Here is a 26744-nt window from a genome sequence, read left to right as displayed (position 1 = left end):
TACCGCAATTCCCTGGTCAATTTCAAACGAACAACCAGCCTTTATGGTAAACTGAAATAAAATGACATAGTAGAGAAGGAATGTAGTGTGACGATCGATTACCAACGGACCCTCTTGCAGGTCCTGATTATCCTCATTTTTATCGGGGTAAAATACCTCTGCGGCCGGTTTATGCAGAGGAAAAAGCACGTAACGCTCTGGTGGGCGCTCACGGCGGTCCTGTTCTGGTTGTTAGCCGGGTGGAATTTTGGACTCTATTGGATTGCCTATCCGGTGGCGGTGTGGATGGTCCTGGCACTAGCCCTGATTGTTATCCAGCTGGTCCACAACCATGAATTTCTATACCGGCGCTACTGGCCACCGTTTTGGCGTGGTTCAGCCTGGCTTGCGATTATTTCCTTTGGAGCGTCGATCTTTGCCGGCAGCTTACCACTAGTTTAATTAATTGAAGGATAAGTGAATTTTGTAGCGATAACCACGGTTCGCCCGGTTATCGCTTTTTTTATCGGAATTCACGTGGTGAGAAGTGGGGGAATGTGGTAGACTATTCCTATAAAGTGGTAAAGGGGGGATTAGTCGTGCTCATGGGTGAATATAATCACGTGATTGACGCCAAGGGACGCCTGATTATCCCCGCCAAGTTTCGCGACCAGTTAGGGGCTTCTTTCGTTATTACCCGGGGGCTCGATGGTTGCTTGTTTGGCTATCCACAAGCGGAATGGCAACGGCTGGAAGCTAAGCTGGCGGCCCTGCCACTGACGAAGCGGGATGCCCGGGCATTTGTCCGTTTCCTATACTCGGCGGCGACGGAGTGCGAGCTTGACCGCCAGGGCCGGGTCAATATTCCCGCCATTTTACGACAGCACGCGTCCCTCCAAAAAGACTGCGTGATTATTGGTGTTTCTAACCGGTTTGAAATCTGGAGTGCTGACCGGTGGAACGATTACTCGGCTACTACCGCGGATAATTTCGATGAGATTGCCGAGGACCTGCAAATTGACTTCTAGGAAAGGGGGCTTAAATGGCGATGGCCACGTTTAAGCACGTAACAGTTTTATTGCAAGAAGCCGTGGCGGGCTTAAACGTCCAGCCGGCGGGAACCTATGTTGACGGTACCCTGGGGGGCGGTGGTCATACCAGCGCGATTTTGGGCCAGCTCACCACCGGTCACTTGTATTCTTTTGACCAGGATGAAACCGCGATTGATTATAACCGTGACCGGTTGAAGGATGCACTCGCGGCTGGGAAGTTAACCCTCATTGAGGATAACTTTCGCCACCTCCAGAAGGATTTAGCTGCTCAAGGCGTCCACAAGGTCGACGGCGTCCTGTATGACTTGGGGGTTTCGTCACCGCAGTTTGATGACGCCCAGCGTGGTTTTAGCTACCAGCTCGACGCCCCGTTGGACATGCGGATGAACCAAGGCCAGTCCTTGTCGGCAATGGAAGTGGTTAATGAGTGGCCCTATGAGCGCCTCGTCCGGATTCTCTACCGTTACGGGGAAGAACGGTTTGCTAAGCAGATTGCCCGTAAAATCGAGCAGCGGCGGCAGCGGGAGCCAATCCGCACGACCTTTGAATTAGTCGACGTGATCAAGGAAGCCATCCCAGCGGCGGCACGGCGGCATGGCGGTCACCCGGCCAAAAAGAGTTTTCAGGCAATCCGTATTGCGGTCAACGATGAACTGGGAGCGCTGGAAGAGTCCTTAGAGCAGGCGCTGGCAATGTTGGCCGTTGGCGGGCGGATCAGTGTTATTACCTTCCAGTCGTTGGAGGACCGCCTCGTTAAAACAATGTTTAAGGAAAAATCATCCATCAGTGATGACTTACCCCAGGGGTTGCCGGTGATTCCAGAGGGGATGAGTCCTGACTTTAAGCTGATCAACCGTAAACCAATTCTTCCCGGCACACAAGAATTAGCGGAGAACCACCGTGCGCACAGTGCTAAGTTACGAATCATTGAAAAGATTAAATAGAGTAAGGTAGTGTATTAATAATGGTTTCTAATGCAGCAAGAAAATACGAAGAAGAACAGGTTCCAGTGACGCCAATCGACCAGCCCCAACCGGGCGTCCAGCCGGTTCGCTGGTCACGGTTTGAACGGTTATTGATGGTTGTCGGGAGTGCGGTTACCCTACTGTTGATTATTGCCCTGCTTTCCACTAAAATTTCAATTAATACTCGTCAGCACAACTTGCAGGACTTACAATCGAAGGTTGCCCAGGTTAAAAATAACAACGCTAGTGACCGGCAGGAAATTGCTGATTTAACTAGTCAGGGCAACTTAAAGAAGATTGCCCAAAAGTATGGCCTCTCTGACAAAAATTCAAACGTAAGGAACGTCAATAAATAATGAACAAAGAGTCACAACGAGCGAAAACTAAGAAAAATAATAGCAATCGGGGGAATTTCGGTAAGTGGTTATTCTTCATCACGGTTGGATTGTTTCTCTTATTTTTCGTTCGTTTTGCGTATATTGCGATTAACCGTGACATCCAGCACGTTAACCTGCAGTCACAGGCGGAACAAATCTATACCCAGCGGCGGACAATTCAAGCCAAGCGGGGGAACATTTATGATAATAAGGGTGGGGTGATTGCCACTGACACGAGCAAGTATACGGTCTACGCGGTCGTGGATAAGACCCAGCACTCAACCAGCGGCAAGCCCCTGTATGTGCAAAATAAGAAAAAGACTGCCCGTGTATTGGCCCGGTACATTGACCTGCCGGAAGACAAGATCCTCAAGCAGCTAAATACGAAGAGCCAGGTCTACCAAGTTGAATTTGGTGCTGCTGGTAGCAACCTGTCAGTTGCCACCATGCAAAAGATCAAGAAGGAACACCTGCAGGGGATCGGCTTTATGGCGACGCCGGCCCGGCAATATCCCGAGGGCGAGTTTGCCTCCCAGATTATCGGTTTAGCCTCACCAATTACCAACCAGCGGGGACAGACGAGTTTGAAAGGGCAGGTCGGCCTGGAGAGCTACTTCGATAATCGGTTGACCGGAACCAACGGGATGCGCCAGGACAAGCGCGACCTGTATGGCTACCGTTTGGCTAACTCTAAAGCCGTCACGAAGCCAGCGGTTAATGGGGATAACGTTTATACGACCATCGACCCCCAGGCTCAGCACGTGTTGGAAAATAAGGTCAACCACGTCTATAAGGACGGCAAGCCAAATTCGGTAACCGCAATTGTTATGGATGCAAAGACTGGCCGGATCGTGGCAGCTACCCAGCGGCCAACCCTAAACTCCAGCCAGCCCGTTTGGCGGAACATGTTTGTACAGGACGCTTACGAGCCCGGCTCAACGATGAAGATCCTGGCCCTCAGCGCGGCAATCGATACCGGCCACTTTGATCCGAAGGCGACCTTCCAGTCAGGAACTTGGTCAATGGGCGGTGGCAAGATCGTCGACTGGTCAAGCACTGGTTGGGGGAACATTAGCTATAAGGACGCCTTTGATATGTCCAGTAACGTCGGGTTTGCCCACGTTGAACAGAACATGGGGGCGAAGACCTGGATGAAGTATATTCGCCGCTTTGGCCTCCTGAAGAAGGTCAACGTGGTGGGGATGGACAATGAAGTCTCCGGCTTTACCCAGTTTAAAGGGATTCTTGAGCAGGCGAATACCGCCTTTGGTCAGGGAATCACCGTGAATGAAATGCAGATGCTGCGGGCGATTGGTGCCGTTGCCAACAATGGTAAGATGATGCAGCCTTACATCATTAAAAAGGTGGAAACGGCCAACGGCAAGGTGGTTAAAAAGACCCAGCCAACCACGGTGGGCCAACCGATAAAGACCAGTACCGCTAAGCAGGTGCGTAAGTACATGGAGGGTGTAATTTACGACCAGAAGGGGCTCGGTCACGACTTCCAAATCAAGGGTTACCGGATTGCCGGGAAAACCGGGACCGCCCAAATCGGTGGTGCTAACGGTTATAGTAAGGGTGATACTAACTACCTGTACTCCTTTGCGGGAATGGCACCGGCGAAGAATCCCCGCTATGTAATGTACGTCACGCTCCGCCAGCCCCAAAACTTGAGCACTTCAGCGACGAAGCAGATGGCCTCGATTTTTAATCCGGTGATGGAAATGCTGTTGGAGAAGAACAAGTCAGCTAACTCGAGTGTTGCCAAGATGCCAGAACTGGTTGGGCAAAACCGGGATGACGCGTCTAAGCAGCTCAGCGGACTAAAGATCCAGCCAGTGGTAATTGGTGACGGCAAGACAATCCGGAGCCAGTCAATCACGGCGGGCGAGAAGCTCTTAAAGAACCAGCGGGTGATTTTGGATGCTGGTGGTAACTATCAAATGCCGGACCTGAACGGTTGGAGCTCCGCGGATGTTCAGGAGCTGGCGGCCATGCTCCATTTGAAACTCAAGGAACAGGGCAGCGGCTACGTTAACAAGCAGAGTATTAATGCCAATAGCAAGATTAGCAAAGGGCAAACCTTGACGGTTACCTATGCGCAACACTAGGACAGGAGGAAAATAATGCACATTGCGGCAGTCATTTTAACGTTAATCAGTTCATTTCTTATTACCTTTTTGCTCATGCCGAGCTTGATTCGGTATTTCCGTGCCAAAAAGGAGGGCCAGCAAATCCGGGAGGAAGGTCCTAAGTGGCACGCAAAAAAGGCGGGAACCCCAACGATGGGGGGCCTGCTCTTCATCATCTCGGCAGTCGTTACCGTCTTATGGGTAGCGGCCTGGCAGGGGGTGCTTAGCAATACCTTGTGGGCACTGCTTTTTGTCTTGATCGTGTACGGCCTGATTGGGATGTGGGATGACAGTATTAAGATTTTCCACCACCAAAACGAGGGCTTTAAGGCTTGGCAAAAGGCCCTGTGCCAGGTCATCGCGGCGATGGTCTTTACCGTGATCTACCAGCACGAGGGTTACCAAATGGGCTTTGGCAATAACCAGTACGGCTGGCTCTATGGCCTCTTTATCATCTTTTGGATTGTCGGCTTTTCCAATGCGGTTAACCTGACCGACGGACTTGATGGCCTGGTCAGTGGGCTCGGGATTATTTCCTTCTTAGCCTACTTTATCATTGCCCTCTGGGGCGGCTACACGGAGGTGGCGCTCTTCTGTCTGGCAATGGTTGGGACCCTGGCTGGCTTCTTTCCCTATAACCATAAGCCGGCCAAAATCTTCATGGGGGACATGGGCTCCTTAGCAATTGGGGCCTCGCTGGCGGCCGTTTCCCTCCTCTTGCACCATGAGTGGTCACTGCTGGTCATCGGGATCGTCTACGTTTGTGAAACGGCCAGTGTAATGCTCCAGGTGGCCTCCTTCAAGCTCACCGGGAAGCGTATCTTTAAGATGAGCCCGATCCATCACCACTTTGAGATGTGCGGCTGGAGCGAGTGGAAAATTGACATTGTTTTCTGGAGCGTTGGTCTGCTTGCTGCCATTATTGCGGTAGCAACGATTATTCTGGTATAAGTCGTCGAGGAAAGGTTCGAGGAGCATGAAAGAGATTACGAAGTATCAAGGAAAAAATGTATTGGTGATTGGCTTCGGGATTAGTGGCCTCAACGCCGCCCATCTGCTGGTTAAACTCGGGGCGCACGTAACCGCCAATGACATGAAGACACCCCAGGATCCAGCAGTGGTTGCTGGTTTGGAGGATGACGGGATCGAGGTAATCACCGGGAGCAACCCGTTAAGTTTGGCCGACCGCGGTTTTGCCGTCGTAGTTAAGAACCCGGGAATCCCGTACGATAACCCCCTGGTGGCCAAGTTCGTGGAAAAGGGCACGCCAATTATCACTGAAGCTGAGCTAGGCTGGGAAATCTTTGCTGGCCACCTGGTCAGCGTGACCGGGAGCAACGGCAAGACGACCACGACAACCCTGACCCAGTTGATGCTGGCAAAGAGCTCGACCCATAATGTCAAGTATGCCGGCAACATCGGCGTATCCTTCAGTAAGGTCGCAGAAGAACTCGGCCCAGAAGACACACTGGTGACGGAGCTTTCCAGTTTCCAGCTGCTGGGGGCACCGACGATTCACCCACATATCGCAATCATTACCAATATTTTTTCTAACCACCTGGACTACCACAAAACCCGGGAAAATTACATTAATGCTAAGCTAAACATTACCCGCAACCAGACCCCGGACGACTTTCTCATCATGAACTGGGACCGGGACGAGTGGCAAGAGATTGCCCGCCGGACCCGGGCGACGGTGGTACCATTCTCCCGGCAGGGCAAGAGTCATGCCGGTGCTTATGAGGAAGATGGCGCCATCTATTGGCGGGGAGAACGGATTATGGCGGCCCGTGATATCCGCCTGATTGGCCCCCAAAACGTGGAAAACGCTCTGGCAGCCATTGCAGCTGCTAAGTTAAGCGGGGTCAGCAACGAAGATATCGTTAGCGTCCTAACTACCTTTAGCGGGGTGCGCCACCGTCTTCAGTATGTATTGGACTATCAGGGGCGGCGCTTCTATAACGACTCGAAATCGACCGATATCGAAGCAACGGAGGTTGCCTTGCAAGGGTTTGACCAACCAGTGATTCTCTTGGCAGGGGGCCTTGACCGGGGCTACACCTTTGAACGGCTGGTACCGTACTTTAAGGAGCACGTCAAGGGCATTATCGTCTTTGGACAATGCAAGGACAAGATGAAGGACGCCGCCGAGCAGGCTGGCATTCCAACGATAATTGAGAGTGAAAATGCCGTGACGGCGGTACCAGAAGCATGGAAAATCAGTGAACCAGGCGATGTGATCCTCCTCTCCCCGGCCAACGCCAGCTGGGATCAATTCCCGAGCTTTGAAGTGCGGGGGGACCGGTTTATCGAAGCAGTTGAAAAATTAACGGGTGAAAAGGAGAAAGATTAATGCGGTTATTAGTTTCTGGTGGCGGGACTGGTGGTCATATCTACCCAGCCTTAGCCTTGATTGAACGCTTGAAACAGGTTGAACCGGATACTGAGGTCCTCTACGTTGGGACCACCCGGGGGCTAGAAAACAAGATTGTCCCGGATGCCGGCATCAAGCTGGAGACAATGAAAATGCAGGGCTTTAAGCGTTCTCTTTCGTTGGAGAATTTGAAGACGGTATACCTCTTCCTCAACTCGGTTCACCGGGCCAAAAAGATTATCCGGGATTTTAAACCGGACGTGGTTTTAGGAACCGGGGGCTACGTCAGCGGCGCGGTATTGTACGCGGCTGCTAAGCACCATGTTCCGACAGTGATTCACGAGCAAAACAGTGTGGTGGGAATCACCAATAAGTTTCTGAGCCGCTATGTGGACCAGATTGCGATTGCTTTTGAAGCGGCCCGGGCCCAATTCCCGGCTGATAAAGTGACGATGGTCGGCAACCCGCGGGCCCAGCAAGTGGCTGCTCAGGTGGACAGCGACTTTTCCTGGTCAACATATGGCCTGAAGAATGATGTGCCAACGCTGATGATTTTTGGCGGCAGCCAGGGGGCACCCAAGATTAACCAAACGGTTGTGGATGCAATCCCGGAATTTAACCACCGTCAGTACCAGGTGATTTTTGCAACTGGACAGAAGCGCTACGACCACATCAAACAGGAATTAGCGGATGTGGAGATTGGTGATAACGTCAAAGTTGTCCCGTATATCAAAGACATGCCCGCAAAGATGCCAAAGGTGGCAGCGCTCGTTTCTCGGGCGGGGGCAACGACCATTGCTGAAGTAACTGCTCTGGGAGTTCCCACCATTTTGATCCCGAGCCCGTACGTGACTGCTAACCACCAGGTTAAAAATGCTCAGGCACTGGTTCGGAAAAACGCGGCGGTGATGATCACCGAGGACCACCTGGATGCCCGCACGCTCCTGGTACAGGCGGATAAGATCATGGAGAATAACGAATTGCGGGGTGAAATGGCCAGCGCTGCTAAACAGCTGGGCAAGCCGGATGCGGCGGATCATTTGATCAAGGTTCTCCACCACGCGATTGATGAACACCATTAAAACGGAGGGGAGGTTCAGCCGTGGCACAAAAAGATTTGTTTTCTGATGAACACCAGCGTTACTCACAGCGCTTGTCGGAAGTGGAAGAACGGCGCGCGCAGACCGTTCAGCCAAGTCAGCCGCAAGAGCGAATCGGTCATAAGAACCGGGGAATCAAAATTTACCGGTACCTGACCAACGGTGAGCGGGTGTTGAAGCTGATCCTCCTTTTTGGTGGGGTGCTGCTTTTGATGCTGTACGTGATTTCTCCCCTGAGCAAGGTTGACCGGGTGACGGTTAAGGGCAACCACGACCTCAGTGCAGCCGCGGTTGAACAAGCAACCCGGGTTCAGCCGGGTCGCTATATTTGGGGAGTGATGCTGTCCCAGCATTCTGCGAGCCAGCAGGCTAATCGGCGGAATCCTCAGGTTGCCAAGGTCAGTTATCAGCTGCGCGGCCCGCGAGCCGTCCAAATCACGGTTCGCGAAAATCCAATCGTTGGGACGGTCGAAATTGGTCAGCGGGATTATAATGTTCTGGCAAACGGGCAGCTTAAAGCTGCTAAGGGTGACCAGAGCAAGATTCAGTACCAATCCTTTGACCACCACCGTCAAAAGTTAACGACGACGGCCATCCAGCTTGGCCGGCTGAAACCGGTGGTCCGCAACGGGATTTCCACGGTGTGCTACCAACCACAGAAGAACGCACCTAACCGCCTCGTGATTTATATGCGTGATGGGAACACCGTTTACGCAAACTTAACCACGGTTGGCAAGAAAATGGCTTACTATCCCGCAATTGCGGCGACGATGAAGGAACCGGGCGTAGTTGACCTGCAAGTTGGGGCGTTTTCGTACAGTTACAAATCACGTGAACAGTGATTTTCAGAAAAAGCGTTTTTGAACGAGCAAAGATGTGGTAAAATCAACTTTAGATGTAAATAAAATACAATTTTTTTAATTAAGTATAATTGCTGCTTTTAGGAGGGTGCCGTTCAGATGGATAATTCAGAAGTATTTGTCGGGTTAGATATTGGAAGCACCTCGATTAAGGCACTGGTTTGCGAGAATGTAAAGGGCCAGTTAAAGGTCGTAGGCGTAGGGATTGCACCCTCTACCGGACTAAATCACGGCGTAATTGTTGATATTGATAAAACTGCCCACGCGATTTCACAAGCGGTTGCTCAAGCCGAGGAAAAATCAAATCTGACTATTAAAAAACTGATTGTGGGCTTACCGGCTAACTACCTGCGGATGCAAAAGGTACACGGGATGATCACAATCGCAGCCCAGGGCCAGTCACGGGAAATCGTGAACCGGGATGTGATCGACGTTGCTAAGGAAACGCTAACGCAAAATATTCCACCGGAGCGCACCGTCTTAGACCTCGTGCCGACGGAGTTCTCAGTCGACGGCTTTGGCGGGATCAAGGACCCGCGGGGGATGGTGAGTGTTCGTTTGGAAATGAAGGCGACCCTCTACACTGGTCCTAAGACGATCCTCCACAACACTAAGAAGGCGGTCCAACGAGCCGGCTATGAGATCAAGGACTTTGTGATTGCACCGATTGCCACTGACTTTAACCTCCTTAATGATGGGGAACAGGACTTTGGGACGGTGGTTATCGACCTGGGCGGCGGTCAAACGACGACCAGTATTATCCATGACCACCAGCTCAAGTACACCTTCGTCGATCCGGAGGGTGGTCAATACGTGACCAAGGACATTTCCACTGTTCTTAACACCTCACTCAAAAATGCTGAGAAGCTGAAACTAAACCATGGTTATGCAGACCATAGTTTGGCGGACGCGGATGCCAACATTAACGTTAACGTTGTCGGCAAAAACGAACCTGAACAATTCACCGAGGAGTACCTGGCAGAAGTAATTGAAGCGCGGATGCGGCAGATTTTTGAACGAATTCACCAACGTCTGCAAGCAATTCATGCTCCTGAGCTGCCCGGTGGTGTGACCATCATTGGTGGTGGCGCGGCGATGCCTGGTGTAAAGGAACTTGCCCAGGAATACTTTGCTGGCAGCATCAAGGTATACTCGCCGGAGCAGATGGGGATTCGGCATCCGGGCTACGCGACTGGCTTGGCGCTTGCGATGTACGAAAATCAGCTATCGGATGTTGATAAGTTAATAAAGCAAACGATTCAACAACCTGATATAATAGAAAGTCCAAGGGAAGAACCGGCAGCGGAGAACAATAACCGTCAGTTGGTTCACCAGTGGTCCAATCAGCCACGGCAGCGTTCTGGGGAGGGCCGTTCCAGAAAGAAACGGTCGGCAGAACCAAAGGAAAATAAGCACTCATTTGGCAATAAACTCAAGGGTATGTTTGATAACCTATTCGACTAATTTGACGGAGGAAAGATTCTATGGACAACGAGACAAGTACGATGGAGAACGAATTTGCTGGTGCACGGATTAAGGTAATCGGTGTCGGCGGCGGTGGCGGCAACGCAGTTAACCGGATGATTACTGAAAAGGTGCAGGGGGTTGACTTTATCGTTGCCAATACCGATTTGCAAGCCCTGAACAGTTCAAAGGCATCTACCAAGATTCAGTTGGGACCTAAGCTGACTAAGGGACTAGGAGCTGGTTCTAACCCAGAAGTAGGTGAAAAGGCCGCTCAGGAGAGTGAAGAGGCGATTAAGAAGGTCCTCGAAGGTGCCGATATGGTATTTATCACCGCCGGAATGGGTGGTGGTACCGGTACGGGTGCCGCCCCAGTAGTTGCCAAGCTGGCAAAGGACAGTGGGGCTTTGACCGTCGGGGTTGTTACCCGGCCCTTCTCCTTTGAAGGCCCACGCCGGGGCAAGTTTGCCATCGAAGGGTTGGACAAACTGAAGTCCAACGTTGATACCCTGATCATTGTTGCCAACAACCGTCTGCTAGAGATGATTGACAAGAAGACCCCGATGATGGAAGCCTTCAAGGAAGCCGATAATGTCCTCCGTCAAGGTGTTCAGGGGATTTCTGATTTGATTGTTACCCCTGGGTACATCAACTTGGACTTCGCTGATATCAAGACCCTGATGTCCAACCAGGGAGCCGCACTGATGGGGGTTGGTTCCTCCACTGGTGAAAACCGGGCGACGGAAGCGACCAAGAAGGCCATCTCCTCACCATTGCTGGAACTGTCGATTGACGGTGCTCAGCACGTCCTGATGGACATTACCGGGAGCGAAGACATGGCAATGTACGAGGCCCAGGAAGCGTCCGACGTTATCAAGCAGGCAGCCGGGACCAACGTTGATATTTCCTTCGGGATGTCCTTAGATAAGAACATGGGTGACGAGGTCCGGGTAACGGTTATTGCTACTGGAATCGATAAGCCAAAGACGAGTCCAGCCCGGCCAACCGCCCAAGCTAGTCATCCAGCACCACAACAGCAGGCAGCACCAAGCAGCCGGCAGGAAAGTGCTGATAGCAAGCCGGCCAATGACCCGTTTGACGGCTGGAATGACCCAACGGCAGACGTTAACAACAACGCTAACGAGAACGTTGATAACCAGTTTTCACACGTTGATAAGCCTGAATTTAACGTTTTTAATGACGATACTGCTAATTCAGATGACAGTGATGATGCTAACTTATCAACCCCACCATTCTTTAAGAATCGGCGGAAATAGTTAATATGCAAAGGGGGAGTGGTTTAACGAGTGGTTAGATTACGCCCCTTTTTTGTAATTAGGAGGGAGAAAGCACAATGGCAGCAAACTTTTTGAAGAGCTTATTTGGTGACGACGACCTGGAGCAGCAGGATGAATACTACGAAAATCCCCAGCCAGCTAGTCACCAGGGAAACAATAAGGTAGTGTCCTTCAGTGAGGGACAGGCAAACCGGGCTGGACAAACAACCAGCAAGATTTCCCTGTACGAGCCACGGATGTACGCGGACGTGAAGCAGATTGCTTCCCAACTGCTTGCAGACCGGGCAATCGTCGTCAACTTTACCCAGATGGATCCCAAGGCGGCGGCACGGATGGTTGACTTCCTGAACGGAACCGTGTTTGCAATCAAAGGTGAAATGAAGCGAATCGGGAAAGAAATTTTCCTGTGTGCGCCGAATAACTTTGAAGTTTCTGGCAACCTCTCGAGCAACCTGAAGGCCGAGAGCGACCACTTTAACGACTAAGGAGAGGGCGAATGCTGTTTGTACTTGGGGTGCTCAACACCCTTATCAATGCCTATATTTGGGTAATCGTGATTTGGTGTCTCTTGTCCTGGTTTCCGAATGCACGGGGAACGCGGCTGGGCGAAATCATCAATCGCCTGGTAGAACCGTATATGCACTGGTTTGACTTTATTCCACCCCTGGGCGGGATTAGCTTCTCACCGGTGGTCGCGATTTTCGTGCTGTACCTCGTGCAAAACGGGATTACAGCCTTGGGACACCTGTTTGGTGTATAGGATTAGCACATGGAAGAGAACATTAAACAACACTTTCGGCCGAACGAGGGGGCCTTTATTGACCAGGTTGCGGACTGGATTAGTACGGCTAGTGGTCAGTATTGCCCCGTCTTAACATCGTTCTTAAATCCACGGCAGCGCTATATCGCACGGACGATGGCGAACGCAGCGGATGAGGTCAAAATGGCGAGTGCCGGGGGCTGGGCTGGTGCTGAAATGCAGCGGGTCCTCTTTTACCCGAGCTACTACCAACCGACCACGGCCGATTTTGAACTCAGGGTGTTAGAAATCAACTACCCGACTAAGTTTACCGAGCTTCACCACCGGCAAATTATGGGAACTTTAATTGGTGAAGGATTAGAGCGGGCCGCCTTTGGCGATATCCTGGGTGACCAGGGCCGCTGGCAGGTTGTGGTGACTACCGCAATGGCCAAGTATTTACGGGCAAACGTTAGCCACATCGGCCGGGCCAAGATTAAGTGGCAGCCGGTAGAAGCGGCCAACGTTCTTCACCCGGTCGAGGATTGGGAGCCCCTGACCACGACCGTTTCATCGCTTCGCTTGGATGCGGTGGTGGCCGCGGGCTTTAACTATTCGCGCAACCGGGCCAAGCAGCTGGTCGAACACGGGCAGGTGCGTCTAAACTGGGAAGAAGTTGACCGGCCGGACGAGCAAGTGGTGGTTCACGACCTGATTTCGGTTCGGCATGGCGGCCGGATCCGCTTAGATGAAGCCCAGGGCGTAACGCGCAAGGGCAAGGAAAGAGTAAGTTTATCTGTGGCTCATGCATAAAATGGAGGAATAATAATGGGGTTAACTGTCGAACAAATCAATAAGCAAGAGTTTTCAACCAAGATGCGGGGTTACAACCAGAACGAGGTTCAACAATTTATGGCTACGGTCGCCCAGACCGTTCAGGAACTAACGGAAGAAAACCACGCCCTCAAAGAAACCGTCAAGGCTGACGAAGGCAAGCTAAAGTACTTTAGCGAACTCAAGGATTCACTGAATAAGTCGATCCTGGTTGCCCAGGAAGCGGCGGACAAGGTCAAGAATAATGCTAAGCGGGAAGCGGATATTATGATTCGTGAGGCCCAAAAGCAGGCAACCGACATTGTTTCCGAAGCCAACGAGAAGGCTAACCAGGTGGTTGAACGCAGTACGGAAGAAACTCGCAAGCTGACGACTGAAACTAACGATTTGAAGAAGCAGACCCGGATCTTCCGGCAACGGCTCCAGGTAATGCTGGAGTCCCAACTTGAGGTTGTCAAAAGTGATGAATGGGATAAGCTACTGGCCGACGAAGACTTAGACCAGTATAACGAAATTCAGAAGATCTTGGGGAAGAACCTTGACAATGATTCCTCGGAAAGTGTAGAATCAACAGCAATTAGTTCCGAAGCTGATCAAGATCAGGCGGCAATGGCCCAGCAGCCAGCAGTCGAACAACCGGCTGCGGGAGCTGAACCAGCTACTGCTACACCAGAAGCGGGCCAACCGGCAGCTGCTGATGCGGGTGAGACCGTAGTTGTCTTTCCAGATAGTGACCAGGGGAAGAACTAGGATAACGACGAAATTACGCTAATAAAATGTTGAAGAGAAGTGGAATCCCGGTACGGTACCACAGCGAGTCAGTGGATAGTGGAAGACTGACGGTTACCCGGTGTTCCTGATCATCTCTGAGTGCTAAGCTGAAGTCAGTAGGCTGGCCGGCCCATTACCGTTATTCAATGACAGGAGGAGACCCACCAACTGGGTCTCGAAAATGGGTGGTACCACGAATTGCTTCGTCCCTATCTAGGGGCGGAGCTTTTTTATTAGGGTAATAGTAGTTATGAACGAGAAAGGAGTCGATACCATGCGGGTAAAAGATACGTTAAACCTGGGCCGGACCAAGTTTCCCATGCGGGGGAAGCTGCCGGTAACCGAAGCACAGCGCGAACAGCTGTGGGAAGAAAACCAAGTCTACCAGTTGCGGCAAAAGTTAAACGAGGGGAAGCCATCATTCGTGCTTCATGATGGCCCGCCATACGCTAACGGGAACATCCACATCGGCCACGCGATGAACAAGATTTCTAAGGACTTCATCGTCCGCTACAAGTCGATGTCCGGCTACCGGGCACCGTACGTTCCCGGCTGGGATACCCACGGCCTGCCGATCGAACACCAGCTGACCAAGTCCGGTTACGACCGGAAGAAGATGTCAACGTCTGAATTCCGGGACCTCTGTCGCAAGTACGCCCTGGAACAAGTTGACAAGCAACGGACCGACTTCAAGCGGCTGGGGGTCAGCGGTGAATGGGATCACCCGTACTTAACCCTGGATAAGGAATTTGAAGCGGCGCAAATCCGGGTCTTTGGCGAATTTGCCAAGAAGGGGCTGCTCTACCAGGCGAAGAAGCCGGTTTACTGGTCATGGTCTTCGGAATCTGCACTGGCTGAAGCCGAAGTTGAATACCATGATGTTGTTGCTAAGACGGCCTTCTTTGCGGAACAGGTCAAGGATGGCAAGGACATCCTGGATGACAACACCTACCTGGTTGTCTGGACGACGACCCCGTGGACCGTTCCCGCTTCGGAAGCCGTGGCCGTCAACGGTAAGTTTGACTACTCCGTGGTGAAGCCGGCTAATGATGACCGTCAATTCGTTGTCGCTACCGACCTGCTCGACGGCGTGGCTGACAAACTGGGCTGGGAAGACCTTGAAGTCGTTAAGCACCTTTCCGGGAATGACCTGGACGGGATGGTTACCAAGCACCCGTACATTGACCGCGACATTCTCGTGGGAACTGCGGACTACGTTACGGCCGATGCCGGGACCGGACTGGTCCACACGGCGCCTGGCTATGGTGACGATGACTACCACTTCGGTTTGGAACACAACCTGCCGATCTTTGCACCGATCACTGACCAGGGGGTTCTGACCAAGGAAAACGGGGCCGACTTTGACGGCGTCTTCTACCAGGATGCCGATGACATCTCCCTGAAGAAGCTGGAAGAAGCAGGTTCCCTGCTCCTGGAAGAACCGCTGAAGCACTCCTACCCATTTGACTGGCGGACTAAGAAACCAATCATCTTCCGGGCGACCGACCAGTGGTTCGTTTCCATCGACAAGATGCGCCAGGACATCCTTGACGCGCTGGAAGAAGTTAACTACCAGCCGTCCTGGGGGAAGACGCGGCTGCGCAACATGATCAAGGACCGTGGCGACTGGGTAATTTCCCGGCAGCGGGTTTGGGGTGTGCCACTCCCAATCTTCTATGCCGAAGATGGTACGCCAATCATGGAAGAGGAGACCATCAACCACGTGGCCGACCTCTTCGCTAAGTACGGTTCGAACGTCTGGTTTGACCGTGATGCTAAGGACCTCTTGCCAGAAGGCTACACCAACGAACACTCACCACACGGTAAGTTCACCAAGGAAACCGACATCATGGACGTGTGGTTCGACTCCGGTTCTTCCCACCAGGGGGTATTGGCCGAACGGGACTACCTGACCTACCCAGCCGACCTCTACCTGGAAGGTTCCGACCAGTACCGTGGTTGGTTCAACTCCAGCCTGATCACCAGTGTGGTTTGCTCCGGCAAGGCTCCGTACAAGGGAATCGTTTCCCAAGGCTTCACCCTCGACAAGAAGGGGAAGAAGATGTCGAAGTCGATGGGGAATGTCATCGACCCGAACAAGGTAGTCAAGCAGATGGGGGCCGAAATTATCCGCCTCTGGGTCATGAGTGCCGACACGTCCGCCGACGTCCGGGTTTCCATGGGAACCTTCCAACAGATTTCCGAAGCCTACCGGAAGTTGCGGAACACCTTCCGCTTCCTCCTGGCAAACACTGGTGACTTCAAGCCAACTGATGACACGGTTTCCTACGAGAAGCTAAACAGTGTTGACCAGTACATGCTGGTTAAACTCAACCACTTCTTGAAAGAAATGCGGGCCGACTTTGACAATTACGACTTCCTGGATGCTTACAAGCTCCTGATCAACTTTGTCAACAACGACTTGTCCGCCTTCTACATGAACCTGGCCAAGGATGTCCTGTACATCGAACCAGCGGACTCCCATGCCCGTCGCTCCATGCAGACGGTCTTCTACAACATCCTGTTGACGATGGTCAAGCTGCTGACACCAATTCTGCCGCATACGACCGAAGAAGTATGGGAATACATGGACGAACCGGAAGGCTTTGTTCAGCTGACCGAAATTCCTGATCCCCAAACCTTCGCCAACGAAGCGGAACTGCTGGAACAGTGGGACCGGTTCATGGACGTTCGTTCACACGTCCTGAAGGGGTTGGAAGAGGCCCGGAACGCTAAGCAAATCGGGAAGTCCCTGGAAGCCCAGGTGGACCTCTACCTCAGTGACCAGCAGCAACAGCTGTTGACGGATCTGGATGAGGACGTAGCCCTGCTACTGGGTGTGTCCGCATTGCACATTCACCCACTGGCAGAGGCACCAGCGGACGCGGCTAAGTACGACGATGGGGTGGCCGTCAAGGTTTCCCCAGCTGTCGGCGAAACTTGTGCACGCTGCCGGATGGTCAAGGAAGACGTCGGCAGTGACGACGTCTACCCGATGCTCTGTGCCCGGTGTGCGAAGATTGTCCGGGACAACTTCCCTGAGACGGTCGAAGAAGGGCTCGAAAAGTAAAATTTATTTATAATCAAAGCCAGATAGTGGTCAATCGATGACAGAAAAATTCTGGCGGTGTAAAATACCAAGTGACGCTTGTTGCTTGGTATTTTATTTAGTAGGTGAAAACATGCTTGAAGGTAAGGTAAAGAGCTTTGATGAGCAAAAGGGCTGGGGATTTATTACGGTGCCCCACGAAGGTGAAATCTTTGTTCATTATAGCGGGATTGAGGGCCAGCACCGGCGAGTCCTTCATCCCGACGACCGGGTTTCCCTGGTAATTGTGCAGGGCAGGCGGGGACCCCAGGCGGCCCATGTCCGGATTCTACACTAAGGAGGAAAGAGGATGCAGTTTGAAGAAAAGCCGGTTAGCAGCAAGACGGTTTTTAAGGGCCACTTGATTGAAGTGGAGGTTCAGCAGGTTCAGACGCCGCACGGGCAACTGGCCCAGCGGGAGATTGTCCACCATGCGCCGGCCGTCGCTTTACTAGCGCTAACCGATGACCACCAGATGCTGCTGGAGAAGCAGTGGCGGGCGCCCATTGCGAAAACCACCTTGGAAATCCCTGCTGGCAAGGTTGATTCACGCGACCAGGCGAGTGCTGACCATGCTGCCGTTCGCGAATTGAATGAAGAGACCCGCTACCAAGCAGCAAACCTGACTAAGCTCTCCGGCTTCTACACTTCGGTGGGCTGTATGGACGAATATATGACCCTTTACTTGGCAACCGGTTTGCGGCCGGTCGACCACGAACTGCCCCAGGATGCCGATGAACAGCTCGCCTTGCAAACGGTGACCTTAGACCAGGCCCTGGCGATGATTGACCGGGGCGAGATTGAAGACGCTAAGACTATTATGGCAATTTACTACTGGCGGGGGATGAACAATGACGGCAGATAACAAACAGTCCTTTGATGAGCAACCACTGTCCCGGCGTGAATACCGGGAACAGCTTGCTCGTCAGCAGCGCCAGGGGACAAGTGCCCGCCCAGCAGATACTGAACCGCCTCTTCAGGACTCACCGGAGATGGGCCGGCGGCAGTTTGCAAGCGAGCACCAGCAGCTGACCGCTGAACAGAAAACGGCGGTGCTAAGGAGAAAACTAAATATTGCAATCGTCGCCCTACTAGCGGCGATTATTGTTGTGTACTTGATTTTATTTTTTGTAGGTTAAAGAGGAGTGGAAAAATGCGATTTGGAATTATCTGCGCGATGCCAGAAGAAATTAAGGAACTGAAGGCGCAATTAACGAACGAAAGTACGAAGCAGATTGGTGGCAAGGACTACTACTTTGGTCAGATCAGCGGCCAGGACGTGGTGCTGGTCGAAGCTGGAATTGGCAAGGTCGAAGCCGGAATCACCACTGAACACCTCATTACCGATTGTGGCGCCGACGTGGTAATTAACTCTGGCTCTGCCGGCGGCATTGGCGATGGTCTTCACGTGGGGGATGTCGTAATTTCCACGGCAACGGCCTACCACGACGTTGACGCAACGGCCTTCGACTACCAGTACGGTCAGCTGCCAGGCAAGGAACCCCGTTTTGCCGCCTCAAAGAAGTGGGGGGACGCCCTCGCCAAGGCTGGTGAGCAGACTGGCTTGACAGTCAAGCAGGGCCTGATTGTTTCCGGTGACCAGTTCATCGCCAGTCAAGACGCCATCAAACAAATCTTAGCCCACTTCCCGGATGCCCTCTCCAGTGAAATGGAAGGGGCCGCGGTCGGTCAGGTAGCCACTGACCACCAGGTGCCGTATGTGGTGGTCCGGGCAATGTCCGACACCGGGGATGAAGAGGCCGGAGTCAGCTTTGACGAGTTTATCATCGAGGCTGGCAAGCGGTCGGCGGCAATGCTGCTGCAGCTTTTTAAGGACCTTGCAGTTTAGGGAAAGGAACGGGACTGATGAAGGAGATATACTTGGATAATGCGGCCACGACGCCGATGACGCCGGCCGTAATCGATGAGATGACCACCCAGATGAAGAAGAGTTGGGGGAATGCCTCTACGGGTTATTCCTATGGTCGGGAAGCTAAATTAGTACTGGAAAATAGCCGGCACGTCTTAGCCCAGAGTATCAACGCCGATGATAACGAAATTGTCCTGACCAGCGGGGGAACCGAGGGTGACAACACCGCAATTATTCAGACGGCCATGACCCGGCAAAATTTGGGTAAGCACATCATCACCACCGCCATTGAACACGAGGCCGTGCTCAAACCCCTGCATTATCTGGAGGAACAGGGTTTTGAGGTCACCTACCTGCCCGTCGACGAGAACGGGAATATTTCACTGGATGATTTCAAGGCGGCCCTGCGTGACGATACGATCCTGGTTACAATCATGTCAGGTAACAACGAAGTGGGCAGCCGGATGCCGATTCACGAAATTGGTGAAATCTTAAAGGACCACCAGGCCTGGTTCCACACGGATGCGGTGCAAACCTATGGCCTGCTGCCGATTGACGTCAAACGGGACCACATCGACCTCCTGTCAACTTCGGCCCATAAGCTCAACGGACCGAAGATGATGGGCTTCCTCTACCGGCGGGATGGCATCAACTTCCCGAGCTACCTCAAGGGTGGCGACCAGGAAACCAAACGGCGGGCCGGGACCGAAAACGTGCCAGCCGTGGCGGCCTTTGCCAAGGCGGTCACTATTGACAGTCCTGAGGAGAAACAGGCCCGGCGGGAGCGGTTCTACCACTTCAAGCAGAAAATTGTCCAGGGACTGACCGAAAACGGGATTGACTTTGCGGTTAACGGTGAGATCAAGCCGGATAACCTCAACCAAATCTTGAATATCTGGTTCAAGGGAATTTCTACCTACATCATGCAGACCGACCTCGATCTGGCTGGTATTGCCGTTTCCGGTGGCTCGGCATGTACCGCCGGAAGTATCGAACCTTCCCATGTGTTAACGGCAATGTTTGGAGCGGATAGTCCCCGGATTAGCGAGTCCATCCGAATCAGCTTTGGCGCCCTCAATACCGAAGAGGACGTTGATAAGCTGATTGCGGCAATTGTCAAGATTGTTAACCAACTCAAGCAGACAAAGGAGGCTGACTAGGATGGAATTTACTAAGAGCGTTCGCTTACCGGGTGACCAGGATACCTATACGTTAAGTCCAGAAGTAAAGAAGTATACGCTGACCGACCTGGGCTTTGAGGAAACCCGGCGGGGCAACTTTGAATACAAGGGGAGCCTTGACACTGACAACCCCTTCAAGCCGGTTGCCCGTCTGCGTATTTTAATTAACGCTGACCTGACGGGCTTTAAGATGGAGACCGTGACGGGCAACGGTGCCCGGCGGATCAACATCTTTACCCACCAGCGGGCGGCCGAATTTGTCGAACAGTATCACTTTATTTTAGATGAAATGCTCAAAAGAAAGGTCTTCATTAGTACGCGGGCGGATTAAAATCTGTGCAGCGACTGGTGGACTTTGGTACAATAGGCAATACTGGATGCATGCGACCTTCAATCGTAGATTATTCCAGAATCTATTTGAAATGATGGTGATAAATAATGACTGACCACAGCCACACGCGTGTTGTTGTCGGCATGAGCGGCGGGGTGGATTCCTCAGTGACCACCCTGCTGTTGAAGCGTCAGGGCTATGACGTGATCGGCGTTTTCATGAAGAACTGGGATGATACCGACGAAAACGGTGTCTGTACGGCAACCGAGGACTACAAGGATGTTGCCAAGGTAGCCGCGAAGATCGGGATTCCTTATTACTCCGTGAACTTTGAGAAGGAGTATTGGGACCGGGTCTTCAAGTACTTCATTGCCGAGTATAAGAAGGGGCGGACTCCGAACCCCGATGTAATTTGCAACAAGGAAATTAAGTTCAAGGCCTTTATCGAGTACGCCAACCAACTAGGAGCGGACTATGTGGCGACGGGGCATTACGCCGACCTCAAGCGGGACGCGGATGGCCGGATGCACCTGATGCGGGCCGCCGACCAGCACAAGGATCAGACTTATTTCTTGAGTCAACTCGACTACCACCAGTTGGACAAGGTCCTTTTCCCGTTGGCAAACTACACCAAGCCGCAAATTCGGGAGATTGCTAAGGAAGCCGGTCTGGCAACTGCTGAAAAGAAGGATTCTGTCGGAATCTGCTTTATCGGTGAAGATGGGCACTTCCGCGAGTTCTTGAGCCAGTATATTCCTGCCCAGCCGGGCAACATGGAAACCGTCGATGGCAAGGTTGTCGGCCAGCACATGGGCCTGATGTACTACACGATTGGCCAGCGGCGGGGCCTCGGCCTTGGCGGCAACAAGGAGAGCAACGAGCCCTGGTTCGTCATCGGCAAGGACATTGAAAAGAACGTCCTTTACGTTGGTCAGGGTTACCATAACGAGCACCTGTACGCGACCCACCTGGAAGCCAGCGACATTCATTGGGTTGACGACGTAGTGAGCCGCTACGGGCGGGAATTTCACTGTACGGCCAAGTTCCGTTACCGGCAAAAGGATGTCGGTGTCACCGTCAAGATCGCTGATGACGACCAGATGGTGACGGTGACCTTTGATGACCCGGCACGGGCAATCACTCCGGGACAGGCAGTGGTCTTTTACGACGGTCAAGAGTGCCTAGGGAGCGCCATTATCGACCGGGCTTATAACGCTGACCGGCAATTACAGTACGTATAGCCATTAGCAACATATTACTGGGGAGAACGGCGGGGCAGAACTGTCAGGGCTGCCTTTTCCCCTCCCGGCATACATATTCGAAAAAACAAGAGTGAACAATTATAATTTTTTCTGGTAAGATATTAATTAAAAAGGTCTGCGATAGATAATGACAAAAGTGTACTTGATTCGTCATGGAAAAACTGAATGGAACCTTGAGTCGCGCTACCAGGGGGCGCACGGTGATTCGCCCTTGCTGGCGACTAGCTACCAGGAAATCAACCTGCTGGCGGATTCTCTGCGGGATGTACGGTTTGCCCATGCCTATGCTAGTCCGTTGAAGCGGGCACGGGTGACTGCCCAAAAGCTGCTTGACCGGTTGGAACAGCCAGTTCGCCTGACTATTGACAGCCGGTTAATGGAGTTCAACCTCGGCAAAATGGAGGGAATGCACTTTGCGGATGTGGCGGAGAAGTGGCCGGAAGAGCTCCATAACTTCCGCCATCACCCGGACCAGTATGACGAACGGGTAACCGGGAGCGAGAGCTTTGCCCAGGTAATTACCCGGGTCGGTTCCGCAATCAAGGAGTATTGTCGGCTCAACCCTGCTGCTAACATCCTAGTGGTGTCACACGGCGCGGCTCTGAACGCTACGATCAACGCCTTGATTGGGACGCCGCTGCCGCACCTGAAAGACCGTGGCGGCTTGAGCAATACTTCCACGACTATCCTGTCGACCAGTGACGCAGAGCACTTCGAGCTGGAGCGCTGGAATGATACTTCCTATTTGCACAAGACAAGACTGGACCCAACCGATACCATTTAATGAGGTGATTGTGATGAATAACGAAGAATTTCAAGCAAAGCAAAAACGGGAAACCGAAAAACTAGTTCACAAGCTGATCCGCGCAATTGACGAACATCCTGAGAAGGTCAATAACTATTACGATCTGGGCTCTTTGCTGACCCGGTTAAATGACTACCAACAGGCCGAAGAATTATTCATGAAGGCCCTGGGGATCTTCGAAGCCAAGAAGGACCAGACAGCGATTGACCTATTGAACTACGGTCTCGGGAACCTTTACTACGAGGTTGGCAAGACTGACGCGGCAATCAAACTCTACAACAAGATTGAGGACCCCAAGATTAAGGCGGATTCCTACTTAATGCTAGCCCAGAGCTATATGAAGAAGGGGCAGCATAAGCAGGCCGTGGCCTATGGGGTAACAGCCCATGAACTACGCCCAGCTGACCCGGCCATCAACCAGGTCTTAGGGGATTCCCTGCTGGCTCTCGGCGAATTCACTGCGGCTAAGAAGTACTATGACGTAATCTTACAGCGCCATCCTGGACGGGCAGATACCCAGTTTAACCGGGGCATTGTGGCAATGGTCTTGGGTGAGCCCTACCAGGACTACCTGACCCAGGCGCAGCAGCTTGACCCTGCTTATTACAAGAAGAGTGAGCAGCGCCTGGCAGAGATCGAAAAGACCTTGCAAGCAACGAAAAAGAAATAGATTGGAAAGGATGACTTTAATGGCAACTGAGATGGACCTATTTAAGACGCCAACGGAGCCGTCTTTTTTTGTTGGTCAGGTTCAGTCGGAAATTTTTTCGAGTCCGGATTCCTTTTTTAAGGTCCTGGTGGTATCGGTCGAAGATGCTAACTTCGACTGGTCAGAGGGCGAAATTACGGTAACTGGCAGTTTTGGTGACCTTAGCGACGACCAGACGTACCGCTTTGAGGGCCAACTGGTGGAACACCCCCGCTACGGTCAGCAGTTTCAGGCAAGTTCCTACCATGTCAACCAACCGACCAGTCGGACGGGACTGGTAGAATTTCTGGCAGGAAAACAGTTCCCGGGGGTCGGCCAAAAAACGGCGGAGAAGATAGTTGATGTCCTCGGGACGGGAGCAATTGATAAGATTAGCGCGGACCCGCATGTCTTAGACGGTTTGAAGCTGCGTTCCGCGGTGAAAAAGTCAATTATCGATAACCTCCAGGCTAACCAGGGCTTGGACCAAGTGATTATTGGCCTTAACGATTACGGTTTCGGCAGCAACCTGATCAGTGCGATTGTTGACCACTACGGCGAGGATGCCCTCCACATTATCAGTGAAAATCCGTACCAGCTAGCGGCGGAAATCGATGGGATCAGCTTCAGGCGGGCTGACCAGGTGGCCGCTAAGTTAGGCATTGCTGGAGATGACTCCCGACGGATTAGGGCGGCCATTATTCAGTCGTTGGATGACCTCACGATGGCAACTGGTGATACTTATACCAGTGCCAAACCGCTGCTGGTAAGCGCTCAGCGCCTGCTCAATGATGGCCGTAACGGTCAGGTCGCCGCTCCGGTGATTGCTGATCAGATTGTGGCGATGGAAAAGCAGCACCAGATCAGCTATGACGACGAGCGACTTTACCCAACGGCCCTCTACAAGGCAGAATACCAAATTGCAGACCACTTAGACCGGCTAGTAAAGGCGAAGGAGAGCGCAGTTCCCGCGGAAACGATTCAAAAGACCCTGAGCCGGGTAGAGGAGGAAACCGGGATTAAGTATGACCAGGTGCAGGTCCGGGCAATTGAAACGGCACTTAATAATAAGGTCATGCTGTTGACTGGGGGACCGGGGACCGGTAAAACTACGATTATCCGGGGAATCGTGGAGTGCTACGCCAAGGTTCACCAACTTTCACTGGAGATTGACGATTACCGCGACAAACCCTTCCCAGTGCTACTGGCAGCGCCGACTGGCCGGGCAGCTAAGCGGATGAGTGAGGCTACCGACCTGCCTGCCAGTACGATTCACCGTTTGCTCGGCTTAAACGGCCGTGAATTGCCAACGGATATTAACGCGCGGGATTTAAAGGGTTCATTGCTGATTGTCGATGAAATGTCGATGGTCGATACTTTACTCTTCAAAACCCTCGTTCAGGCAATTCCCACCGCAATGCACGTGGTGCTGGTGGGGGATAAGGATCAGTTGCCGTCGGTTGGGCCTGGACAGGTCTTTTACGATCTTCTGGCTTTTACCGAGCTGCCAAAGGTGGAACTGACAAACATCCACCGGCAAGCCGCTGACTCCACCATTATTCCACTGGCACACGCTGTCAAAGCTGGCCGGGTCCCAGCCGACCTGATGGCGAAAAAGGCTGACCGGTCGTTTATCCCTTGCCAGGCCTGGCAGATCCCGGACGTGGTGGAACAAATTATTAAACTAAGCCGACAGCGAGGATATACTGCCCAGGATGTTCAGATTCTAGCACCAATGTATCGGGGAGCAGCCGGGGTAGATAATCTGAATGAGCTAGCCCAAGCAGTTTATAACCCGCCGACCAAGGATAAGCAGGAAGTAGAGTTTCGTGGTCAGGTTTTCCGGGTTGGTGACAAGGTCCTGCAGCTGGTCAATAGTCCCGAAAATAATGTTTTTAATGGGGATATTGGCCAAATCACTGCTATTGAGACTAAGAAGGGCGCCAAGGGGGCAACCATTACGATCGACTTTGATGGAAACGAGGTTAATTATCACCGGATGGAGTGGAACCAGATTCAGCTGGCCTACGCTATTTCGATTCATAAATCGCAGGGGAGTCAGTTTAAAATGGTTTTAATGCCGGTCGTCCGACAATTCAGCCGGATGCTCCAACGGAACCTAGTATATACGGCGATCACGCGGGCAGCCGATAAGCTGGTCTTGCTGGGGGAAGCCCAGGCAATGGCGTTGGCCGTTCACAATGTGGGGACAAACCGACAGACGACCCTGCTGAATCGGCTGCGGGAGAAGTGGCAGCTAACGAAGCCGGAAAAACCGGCGGCAGTGGCAAAGGATGATTCCCTCGCGGTAGCTGATAAGGAATTAGTGCCAGATTCAGCAACCGATTCCTCGTCGGGACCCCAGATATTGACCGCCGCCCTGATTGCTGAACAGGCGATTGATCCCCTGATCGGGATGGCAGGAATTAAACCCCAGGACTTATAAGGGCTTGATTGCGAAGAAAAATGTTGCGATAATAAACGGTGTACTGCACACTGCTAGTTAAAATAAAGGAAGTAGAACAATGACGCAGATTAAGAATGCTCAAAACGTCCGGTTGTTTGCCTTGAACTCAAACCAGCCCTTAGCGGAAGCCATTGCCGCTAAGGTCGGCCTGCCGCTCAGCAAGGCTTCTGTTAACCACTTTGCTGATGGTGAAATAAAGATTACCATTGACGAAAGTGTTCGGGGATGCGAGGTATACGTAATTCAATCCGTTTCCGACCCGGTCAACAGCAACTTGATGGAACTATTAATCATGGTGGATGCACTGCGGCGGGCTAGCGCGGCCAAAATTAACGTGGTGATGCCTTACTATGGTTATGCTCGGCAGGATCGCAAGGCCCGGAGTCGGGAACCAATTACCGCCAAATTGATTGCCAACTTGCTGGAAATGGACCAGATTGACCGGCTGGTAACCATTGATCTGCACGCTGCCCAAGTTCAAGGATTCTTTGATATCCCGGTCGACCACTTGCAAACGACGAGCCTCTTTGCGGATTATTTTGCAAAGCATGACTTGATTAACGATGAAACGGTTGTGGTGGCACCGGATCATGCCGGCGTTAGTTTTGCACGGAAGTTTGCGGAACGGATCAAGGCGCCCATCGCGATTATTGACAACCGGGCCGACGAGGTACGGGAACAAACTAATCAGAAGGTCCCTGAATATGTCATTGGGGATGTAAAGGGCAAGACCGCCCTCGTCGTCGATGATATTGTAGATACGGGGGTGCGGATGAAGTTATCTGCACAGGCCCTGGCCAAGTTTGGCGCTAAGAAAATTTACGGGGTGGCTACCCATCCGGTTCTATCTGCCGATGCAACCACCATTTTGCAGGATTCCCTCCTGGAGAAGCTAGTGGTCACCGATACGATTCACCTGCCGGCGGAAAAGCAGTTTCCTAAGCTGGTCCAACTTTCGGTGGCAGACCTCCTAAAAGAGGCCATTGTTCGGATTCACAACCACCAATCAATTGACACTCTCTTTAACCGCTAGGCTTCGTGTCTGCGTAAAGAGGAATGAGAAAAAGCATCCAAAATCTTGAAGTGAACCCCCATAGTTGGACGAAA

27 protein-coding genes are annotated in these 26744 nt (G+C 52.3%); all 27 read left to right on the top strand.

Annotation, left to right across the window (positions count from 1 at the left end; translation table 11 throughout):
• Positions 1-87 precede the first annotated feature (87 nt).
• Complete coding sequence (locus FC49_RS06825; protein ID WP_003712685.1) at positions 88-441, top strand: hypothetical protein; 354 nt, start codon at positions 88-90, stop codon at positions 439-441.
• Between the two features lie 137 nt (positions 442-578).
• Positions 579-1007, top strand: coding sequence for a division/cell wall cluster transcriptional repressor MraZ (gene mraZ, locus FC49_RS06820; protein WP_003712686.1), 429 nt, complete (start codon positions 579-581; stop codon positions 1005-1007).
• Positions 1008-1027: 20 nt separating this feature from the next.
• Positions 1028-1975, top strand: a complete 948-nt coding sequence (rsmH, locus tag FC49_RS06815; RefSeq protein ID WP_034537490.1) for a 16S rRNA (cytosine(1402)-N(4))-methyltransferase RsmH — start codon at positions 1028-1030, stop codon at positions 1973-1975.
• A gap of 20 nt (positions 1976-1995) precedes the next feature.
• Positions 1996-2352 carry a cell division protein FtsL gene (gene ftsL2, locus FC49_RS06810; protein ID WP_003712697.1) on the top strand — a complete coding sequence of 119 codons (357 nt, stop codon included), beginning with the start codon at positions 1996-1998 and terminating at the stop codon, positions 2350-2352.
• Entirely contained in the window at positions 2352-4484 is a 2133-nt protein-coding gene (locus FC49_RS06805; protein WP_056984621.1) for a penicillin-binding transpeptidase domain-containing protein, read from the top strand. Before ftsL2 ends, FC49_RS06805 begins: the two co-directional genes overlap by 1 nt.
• 15 nt (positions 4485-4499) lie before the next feature.
• On the top strand, positions 4500-5456 hold the full coding sequence (gene mraY / locus FC49_RS06800) for a phospho-N-acetylmuramoyl-pentapeptide-transferase (protein ID WP_056984620.1): 957 nt from the start codon (positions 4500-4502) through the stop codon (positions 5454-5456).
• Between the two features lie 25 nt (positions 5457-5481).
• Positions 5482-6858 carry a UDP-N-acetylmuramoyl-L-alanine--D-glutamate ligase gene (murD, locus tag FC49_RS06795; protein ID WP_056984619.1) on the top strand — a complete coding sequence of 459 codons (1377 nt, stop codon included), beginning with the start codon at positions 5482-5484 and terminating at the stop codon, positions 6856-6858.
• Positions 6858-7961: an undecaprenyldiphospho-muramoylpentapeptide beta-N-acetylglucosaminyltransferase gene (gene murG / locus FC49_RS06790; RefSeq protein WP_056984618.1), complete on the top strand. Its 1104-nt coding sequence runs from the start codon at positions 6858-6860 to the stop codon at positions 7959-7961. Before murD ends, murG begins: the two co-directional genes overlap by 1 nt.
• Before the next feature lie 20 nt (positions 7962-7981).
• Entirely contained in the window at positions 7982-8821 is an 840-nt protein-coding gene (locus FC49_RS06785; protein ID WP_003712694.1) for a cell division protein FtsQ/DivIB, read from the top strand.
• A gap of 117 nt (positions 8822-8938) precedes the next feature.
• Positions 8939-10303 carry a cell division protein FtsA gene (gene ftsA, locus FC49_RS06780; protein ID WP_003712659.1) on the top strand — a complete coding sequence of 455 codons (1365 nt, stop codon included), beginning with the start codon at positions 8939-8941 and terminating at the stop codon, positions 10301-10303.
• Positions 10304-10323: 20 nt separating this feature from the next.
• Positions 10324-11580, top strand: coding sequence for a cell division protein FtsZ (ftsZ, locus tag FC49_RS06775; RefSeq protein WP_056984617.1), 1257 nt, complete (start codon positions 10324-10326; stop codon positions 11578-11580).
• 77 nt (positions 11581-11657) lie between these two features.
• Complete coding sequence (locus tag FC49_RS06770) at positions 11658-12086, top strand: cell division protein SepF (RefSeq protein ID WP_003712677.1); 429 nt, start codon at positions 11658-11660, stop codon at positions 12084-12086.
• An 11-nt stretch (positions 12087-12097) separates the two neighbouring features.
• A complete protein-coding gene (locus FC49_RS06765; protein ID WP_003712655.1) occupies positions 12098-12361 on the top strand; it encodes a YggT family protein in 264 nt (87 codons plus the stop codon).
• A 9-nt stretch (positions 12362-12370) separates the two neighbouring features.
• Positions 12371-13153 carry a YlmH family RNA-binding protein gene (locus FC49_RS06760; RefSeq protein ID WP_056984616.1) on the top strand — a complete coding sequence of 261 codons (783 nt, stop codon included), beginning with the start codon at positions 12371-12373 and terminating at the stop codon, positions 13151-13153.
• A 15-nt stretch (positions 13154-13168) separates the two neighbouring features.
• Entirely contained in the window at positions 13169-13924 is a 756-nt protein-coding gene (locus FC49_RS06755) for a DivIVA domain-containing protein (protein WP_056984615.1), read from the top strand.
• A gap of 295 nt (positions 13925-14219) precedes the next feature.
• Positions 14220-17015, top strand: coding sequence for an isoleucine--tRNA ligase (ileS, locus tag FC49_RS06750; RefSeq protein ID WP_056984614.1), 2796 nt, complete (start codon positions 14220-14222; stop codon positions 17013-17015).
• 112 nt (positions 17016-17127) lie between these two features.
• Complete coding sequence (locus tag FC49_RS06745) at positions 17128-17331, top strand: cold-shock protein (RefSeq protein WP_003715291.1); 204 nt, start codon at positions 17128-17130, stop codon at positions 17329-17331.
• A 12-nt stretch (positions 17332-17343) separates the two neighbouring features.
• The gene (locus tag FC49_RS06740) at positions 17344-17898 is read left to right on the top strand and encodes an NUDIX hydrolase (protein WP_003715171.1); all 555 of its coding nucleotides are present in this window, start codon (positions 17344-17346) and stop codon (positions 17896-17898) included.
• The gene (locus FC49_RS06735) at positions 17885-18172 is read left to right on the top strand and encodes a hypothetical protein (protein ID WP_003712651.1); all 288 of its coding nucleotides are present in this window, start codon (positions 17885-17887) and stop codon (positions 18170-18172) included. The genes FC49_RS06740 and FC49_RS06735 overlap by 14 nt, the downstream gene beginning before the upstream one ends.
• 14 nt (positions 18173-18186) lie before the next feature.
• A complete protein-coding gene (locus FC49_RS06730; protein WP_056984613.1) occupies positions 18187-18882 on the top strand; it encodes a 5'-methylthioadenosine/adenosylhomocysteine nucleosidase in 696 nt (231 codons plus the stop codon).
• A 17-nt stretch (positions 18883-18899) separates the two neighbouring features.
• Complete coding sequence (locus FC49_RS06725) at positions 18900-20063, top strand: cysteine desulfurase family protein (protein ID WP_003712689.1); 1164 nt, start codon at positions 18900-18902, stop codon at positions 20061-20063.
• 1 nt (position 20064) lies between these two features.
• A complete protein-coding gene (locus FC49_RS06720; protein ID WP_003712698.1) occupies positions 20065-20415 on the top strand; it encodes a DUF1831 domain-containing protein in 351 nt (116 codons plus the stop codon).
• 107 nt (positions 20416-20522) lie between these two features.
• The gene (gene mnmA / locus FC49_RS06715) at positions 20523-21656 is read left to right on the top strand and encodes a tRNA 2-thiouridine(34) synthase MnmA (RefSeq protein WP_056984612.1); all 1134 of its coding nucleotides are present in this window, start codon (positions 20523-20525) and stop codon (positions 21654-21656) included.
• A gap of 148 nt (positions 21657-21804) precedes the next feature.
• A complete protein-coding gene (locus tag FC49_RS06710) occupies positions 21805-22461 on the top strand; it encodes a histidine phosphatase family protein (RefSeq protein ID WP_056984611.1) in 657 nt (218 codons plus the stop codon).
• Between the two features lie 13 nt (positions 22462-22474).
• The gene (locus FC49_RS06705) at positions 22475-23152 is read left to right on the top strand and encodes a tetratricopeptide repeat protein (RefSeq protein WP_056984610.1); all 678 of its coding nucleotides are present in this window, start codon (positions 22475-22477) and stop codon (positions 23150-23152) included.
• A 19-nt stretch (positions 23153-23171) separates the two neighbouring features.
• Entirely contained in the window at positions 23172-25616 is a 2445-nt protein-coding gene (gene recD2 / locus FC49_RS06700) for an SF1B family DNA helicase RecD2 (protein WP_056984609.1), read from the top strand.
• 79 nt (positions 25617-25695) lie between these two features.
• Positions 25696-26670 carry a ribose-phosphate diphosphokinase gene (locus FC49_RS06695; RefSeq protein WP_056984608.1) on the top strand — a complete coding sequence of 325 codons (975 nt, stop codon included), beginning with the start codon at positions 25696-25698 and terminating at the stop codon, positions 26668-26670.
• Positions 26671-26744: the final 74 nt, after the last annotated feature.

It is taken from the genome of Limosilactobacillus oris DSM 4864 (genome assembly GCF_001434465.1).
Lineage (GTDB): Bacteria > Bacillota > Bacilli > Lactobacillales > Lactobacillaceae > Limosilactobacillus > Limosilactobacillus oris.
This window is presented reverse-complemented; position numbering and strand designations above follow the sequence as displayed.

What these genes read in the sequence shown, in the direction of transcription:
- rsmH (WP_034537490.1), top strand. Translation starts at nt 1,028, where the DNA reads ATGGCCACGTTTAAGCACGTAACAGTTTTATTGCAAGAAGCCGTGGCG.
- ftsL2 (WP_003712697.1), top strand. Translation starts at nt 1,996, where the DNA reads ATGGTTTCTAATGCAGCAAGAAAATACGAAGAAGAACAGGTTCCAGTG.
- FC49_RS06805 (WP_056984621.1), top strand. Translation starts at nt 2,352, where the DNA reads ATGAACAAAGAGTCACAACGAGCGAAAACTAAGAAAAATAATAGCAAT.
- mraY (WP_056984620.1), top strand. Translation starts at nt 4,500, where the DNA reads ATGCACATTGCGGCAGTCATTTTAACGTTAATCAGTTCATTTCTTATT.
- murD (WP_056984619.1), top strand. Translation starts at nt 5,482, where the DNA reads ATGAAAGAGATTACGAAGTATCAAGGAAAAAATGTATTGGTGATTGGC.
- murG (WP_056984618.1), top strand. Translation starts at nt 6,858, where the DNA reads ATGCGGTTATTAGTTTCTGGTGGCGGGACTGGTGGTCATATCTACCCA.
- ftsA (WP_003712659.1), top strand. Translation starts at nt 8,939, where the DNA reads ATGGATAATTCAGAAGTATTTGTCGGGTTAGATATTGGAAGCACCTCG.
- ftsZ (WP_056984617.1), top strand. Translation starts at nt 10,324, where the DNA reads ATGGACAACGAGACAAGTACGATGGAGAACGAATTTGCTGGTGCACGG.
- FC49_RS06770 (WP_003712677.1), top strand. Translation starts at nt 11,658, where the DNA reads ATGGCAGCAAACTTTTTGAAGAGCTTATTTGGTGACGACGACCTGGAG.
- FC49_RS06765 (WP_003712655.1), top strand. Translation starts at nt 12,098, where the DNA reads ATGCTGTTTGTACTTGGGGTGCTCAACACCCTTATCAATGCCTATATT.
- FC49_RS06760 (WP_056984616.1), top strand. Translation starts at nt 12,371, where the DNA reads ATGGAAGAGAACATTAAACAACACTTTCGGCCGAACGAGGGGGCCTTT.
- FC49_RS06755 (WP_056984615.1), top strand. Translation starts at nt 13,169, where the DNA reads ATGGGGTTAACTGTCGAACAAATCAATAAGCAAGAGTTTTCAACCAAG.
- ileS (WP_056984614.1), top strand. Translation starts at nt 14,220, where the DNA reads ATGCGGGTAAAAGATACGTTAAACCTGGGCCGGACCAAGTTTCCCATG.
- FC49_RS06745 (WP_003715291.1), top strand. Translation starts at nt 17,128, where the DNA reads ATGCTTGAAGGTAAGGTAAAGAGCTTTGATGAGCAAAAGGGCTGGGGA.
- FC49_RS06740 (WP_003715171.1), top strand. Translation starts at nt 17,344, where the DNA reads ATGCAGTTTGAAGAAAAGCCGGTTAGCAGCAAGACGGTTTTTAAGGGC.
- FC49_RS06735 (WP_003712651.1), top strand. Translation starts at nt 17,885, where the DNA reads ATGACGGCAGATAACAAACAGTCCTTTGATGAGCAACCACTGTCCCGG.
- FC49_RS06730 (WP_056984613.1), top strand. Translation starts at nt 18,187, where the DNA reads ATGCGATTTGGAATTATCTGCGCGATGCCAGAAGAAATTAAGGAACTG.
- FC49_RS06725 (WP_003712689.1), top strand. Translation starts at nt 18,900, where the DNA reads ATGAAGGAGATATACTTGGATAATGCGGCCACGACGCCGATGACGCCG.
- FC49_RS06720 (WP_003712698.1), top strand. Translation starts at nt 20,065, where the DNA reads ATGGAATTTACTAAGAGCGTTCGCTTACCGGGTGACCAGGATACCTAT.
- mnmA (WP_056984612.1), top strand. Translation starts at nt 20,523, where the DNA reads ATGACTGACCACAGCCACACGCGTGTTGTTGTCGGCATGAGCGGCGGG.
- FC49_RS06710 (WP_056984611.1), top strand. Translation starts at nt 21,805, where the DNA reads ATGACAAAAGTGTACTTGATTCGTCATGGAAAAACTGAATGGAACCTT.
- FC49_RS06705 (WP_056984610.1), top strand. Translation starts at nt 22,475, where the DNA reads ATGAATAACGAAGAATTTCAAGCAAAGCAAAAACGGGAAACCGAAAAA.
- recD2 (WP_056984609.1), top strand. Translation starts at nt 23,172, where the DNA reads ATGGCAACTGAGATGGACCTATTTAAGACGCCAACGGAGCCGTCTTTT.
- FC49_RS06695 (WP_056984608.1), top strand. Translation starts at nt 25,696, where the DNA reads ATGACGCAGATTAAGAATGCTCAAAACGTCCGGTTGTTTGCCTTGAAC.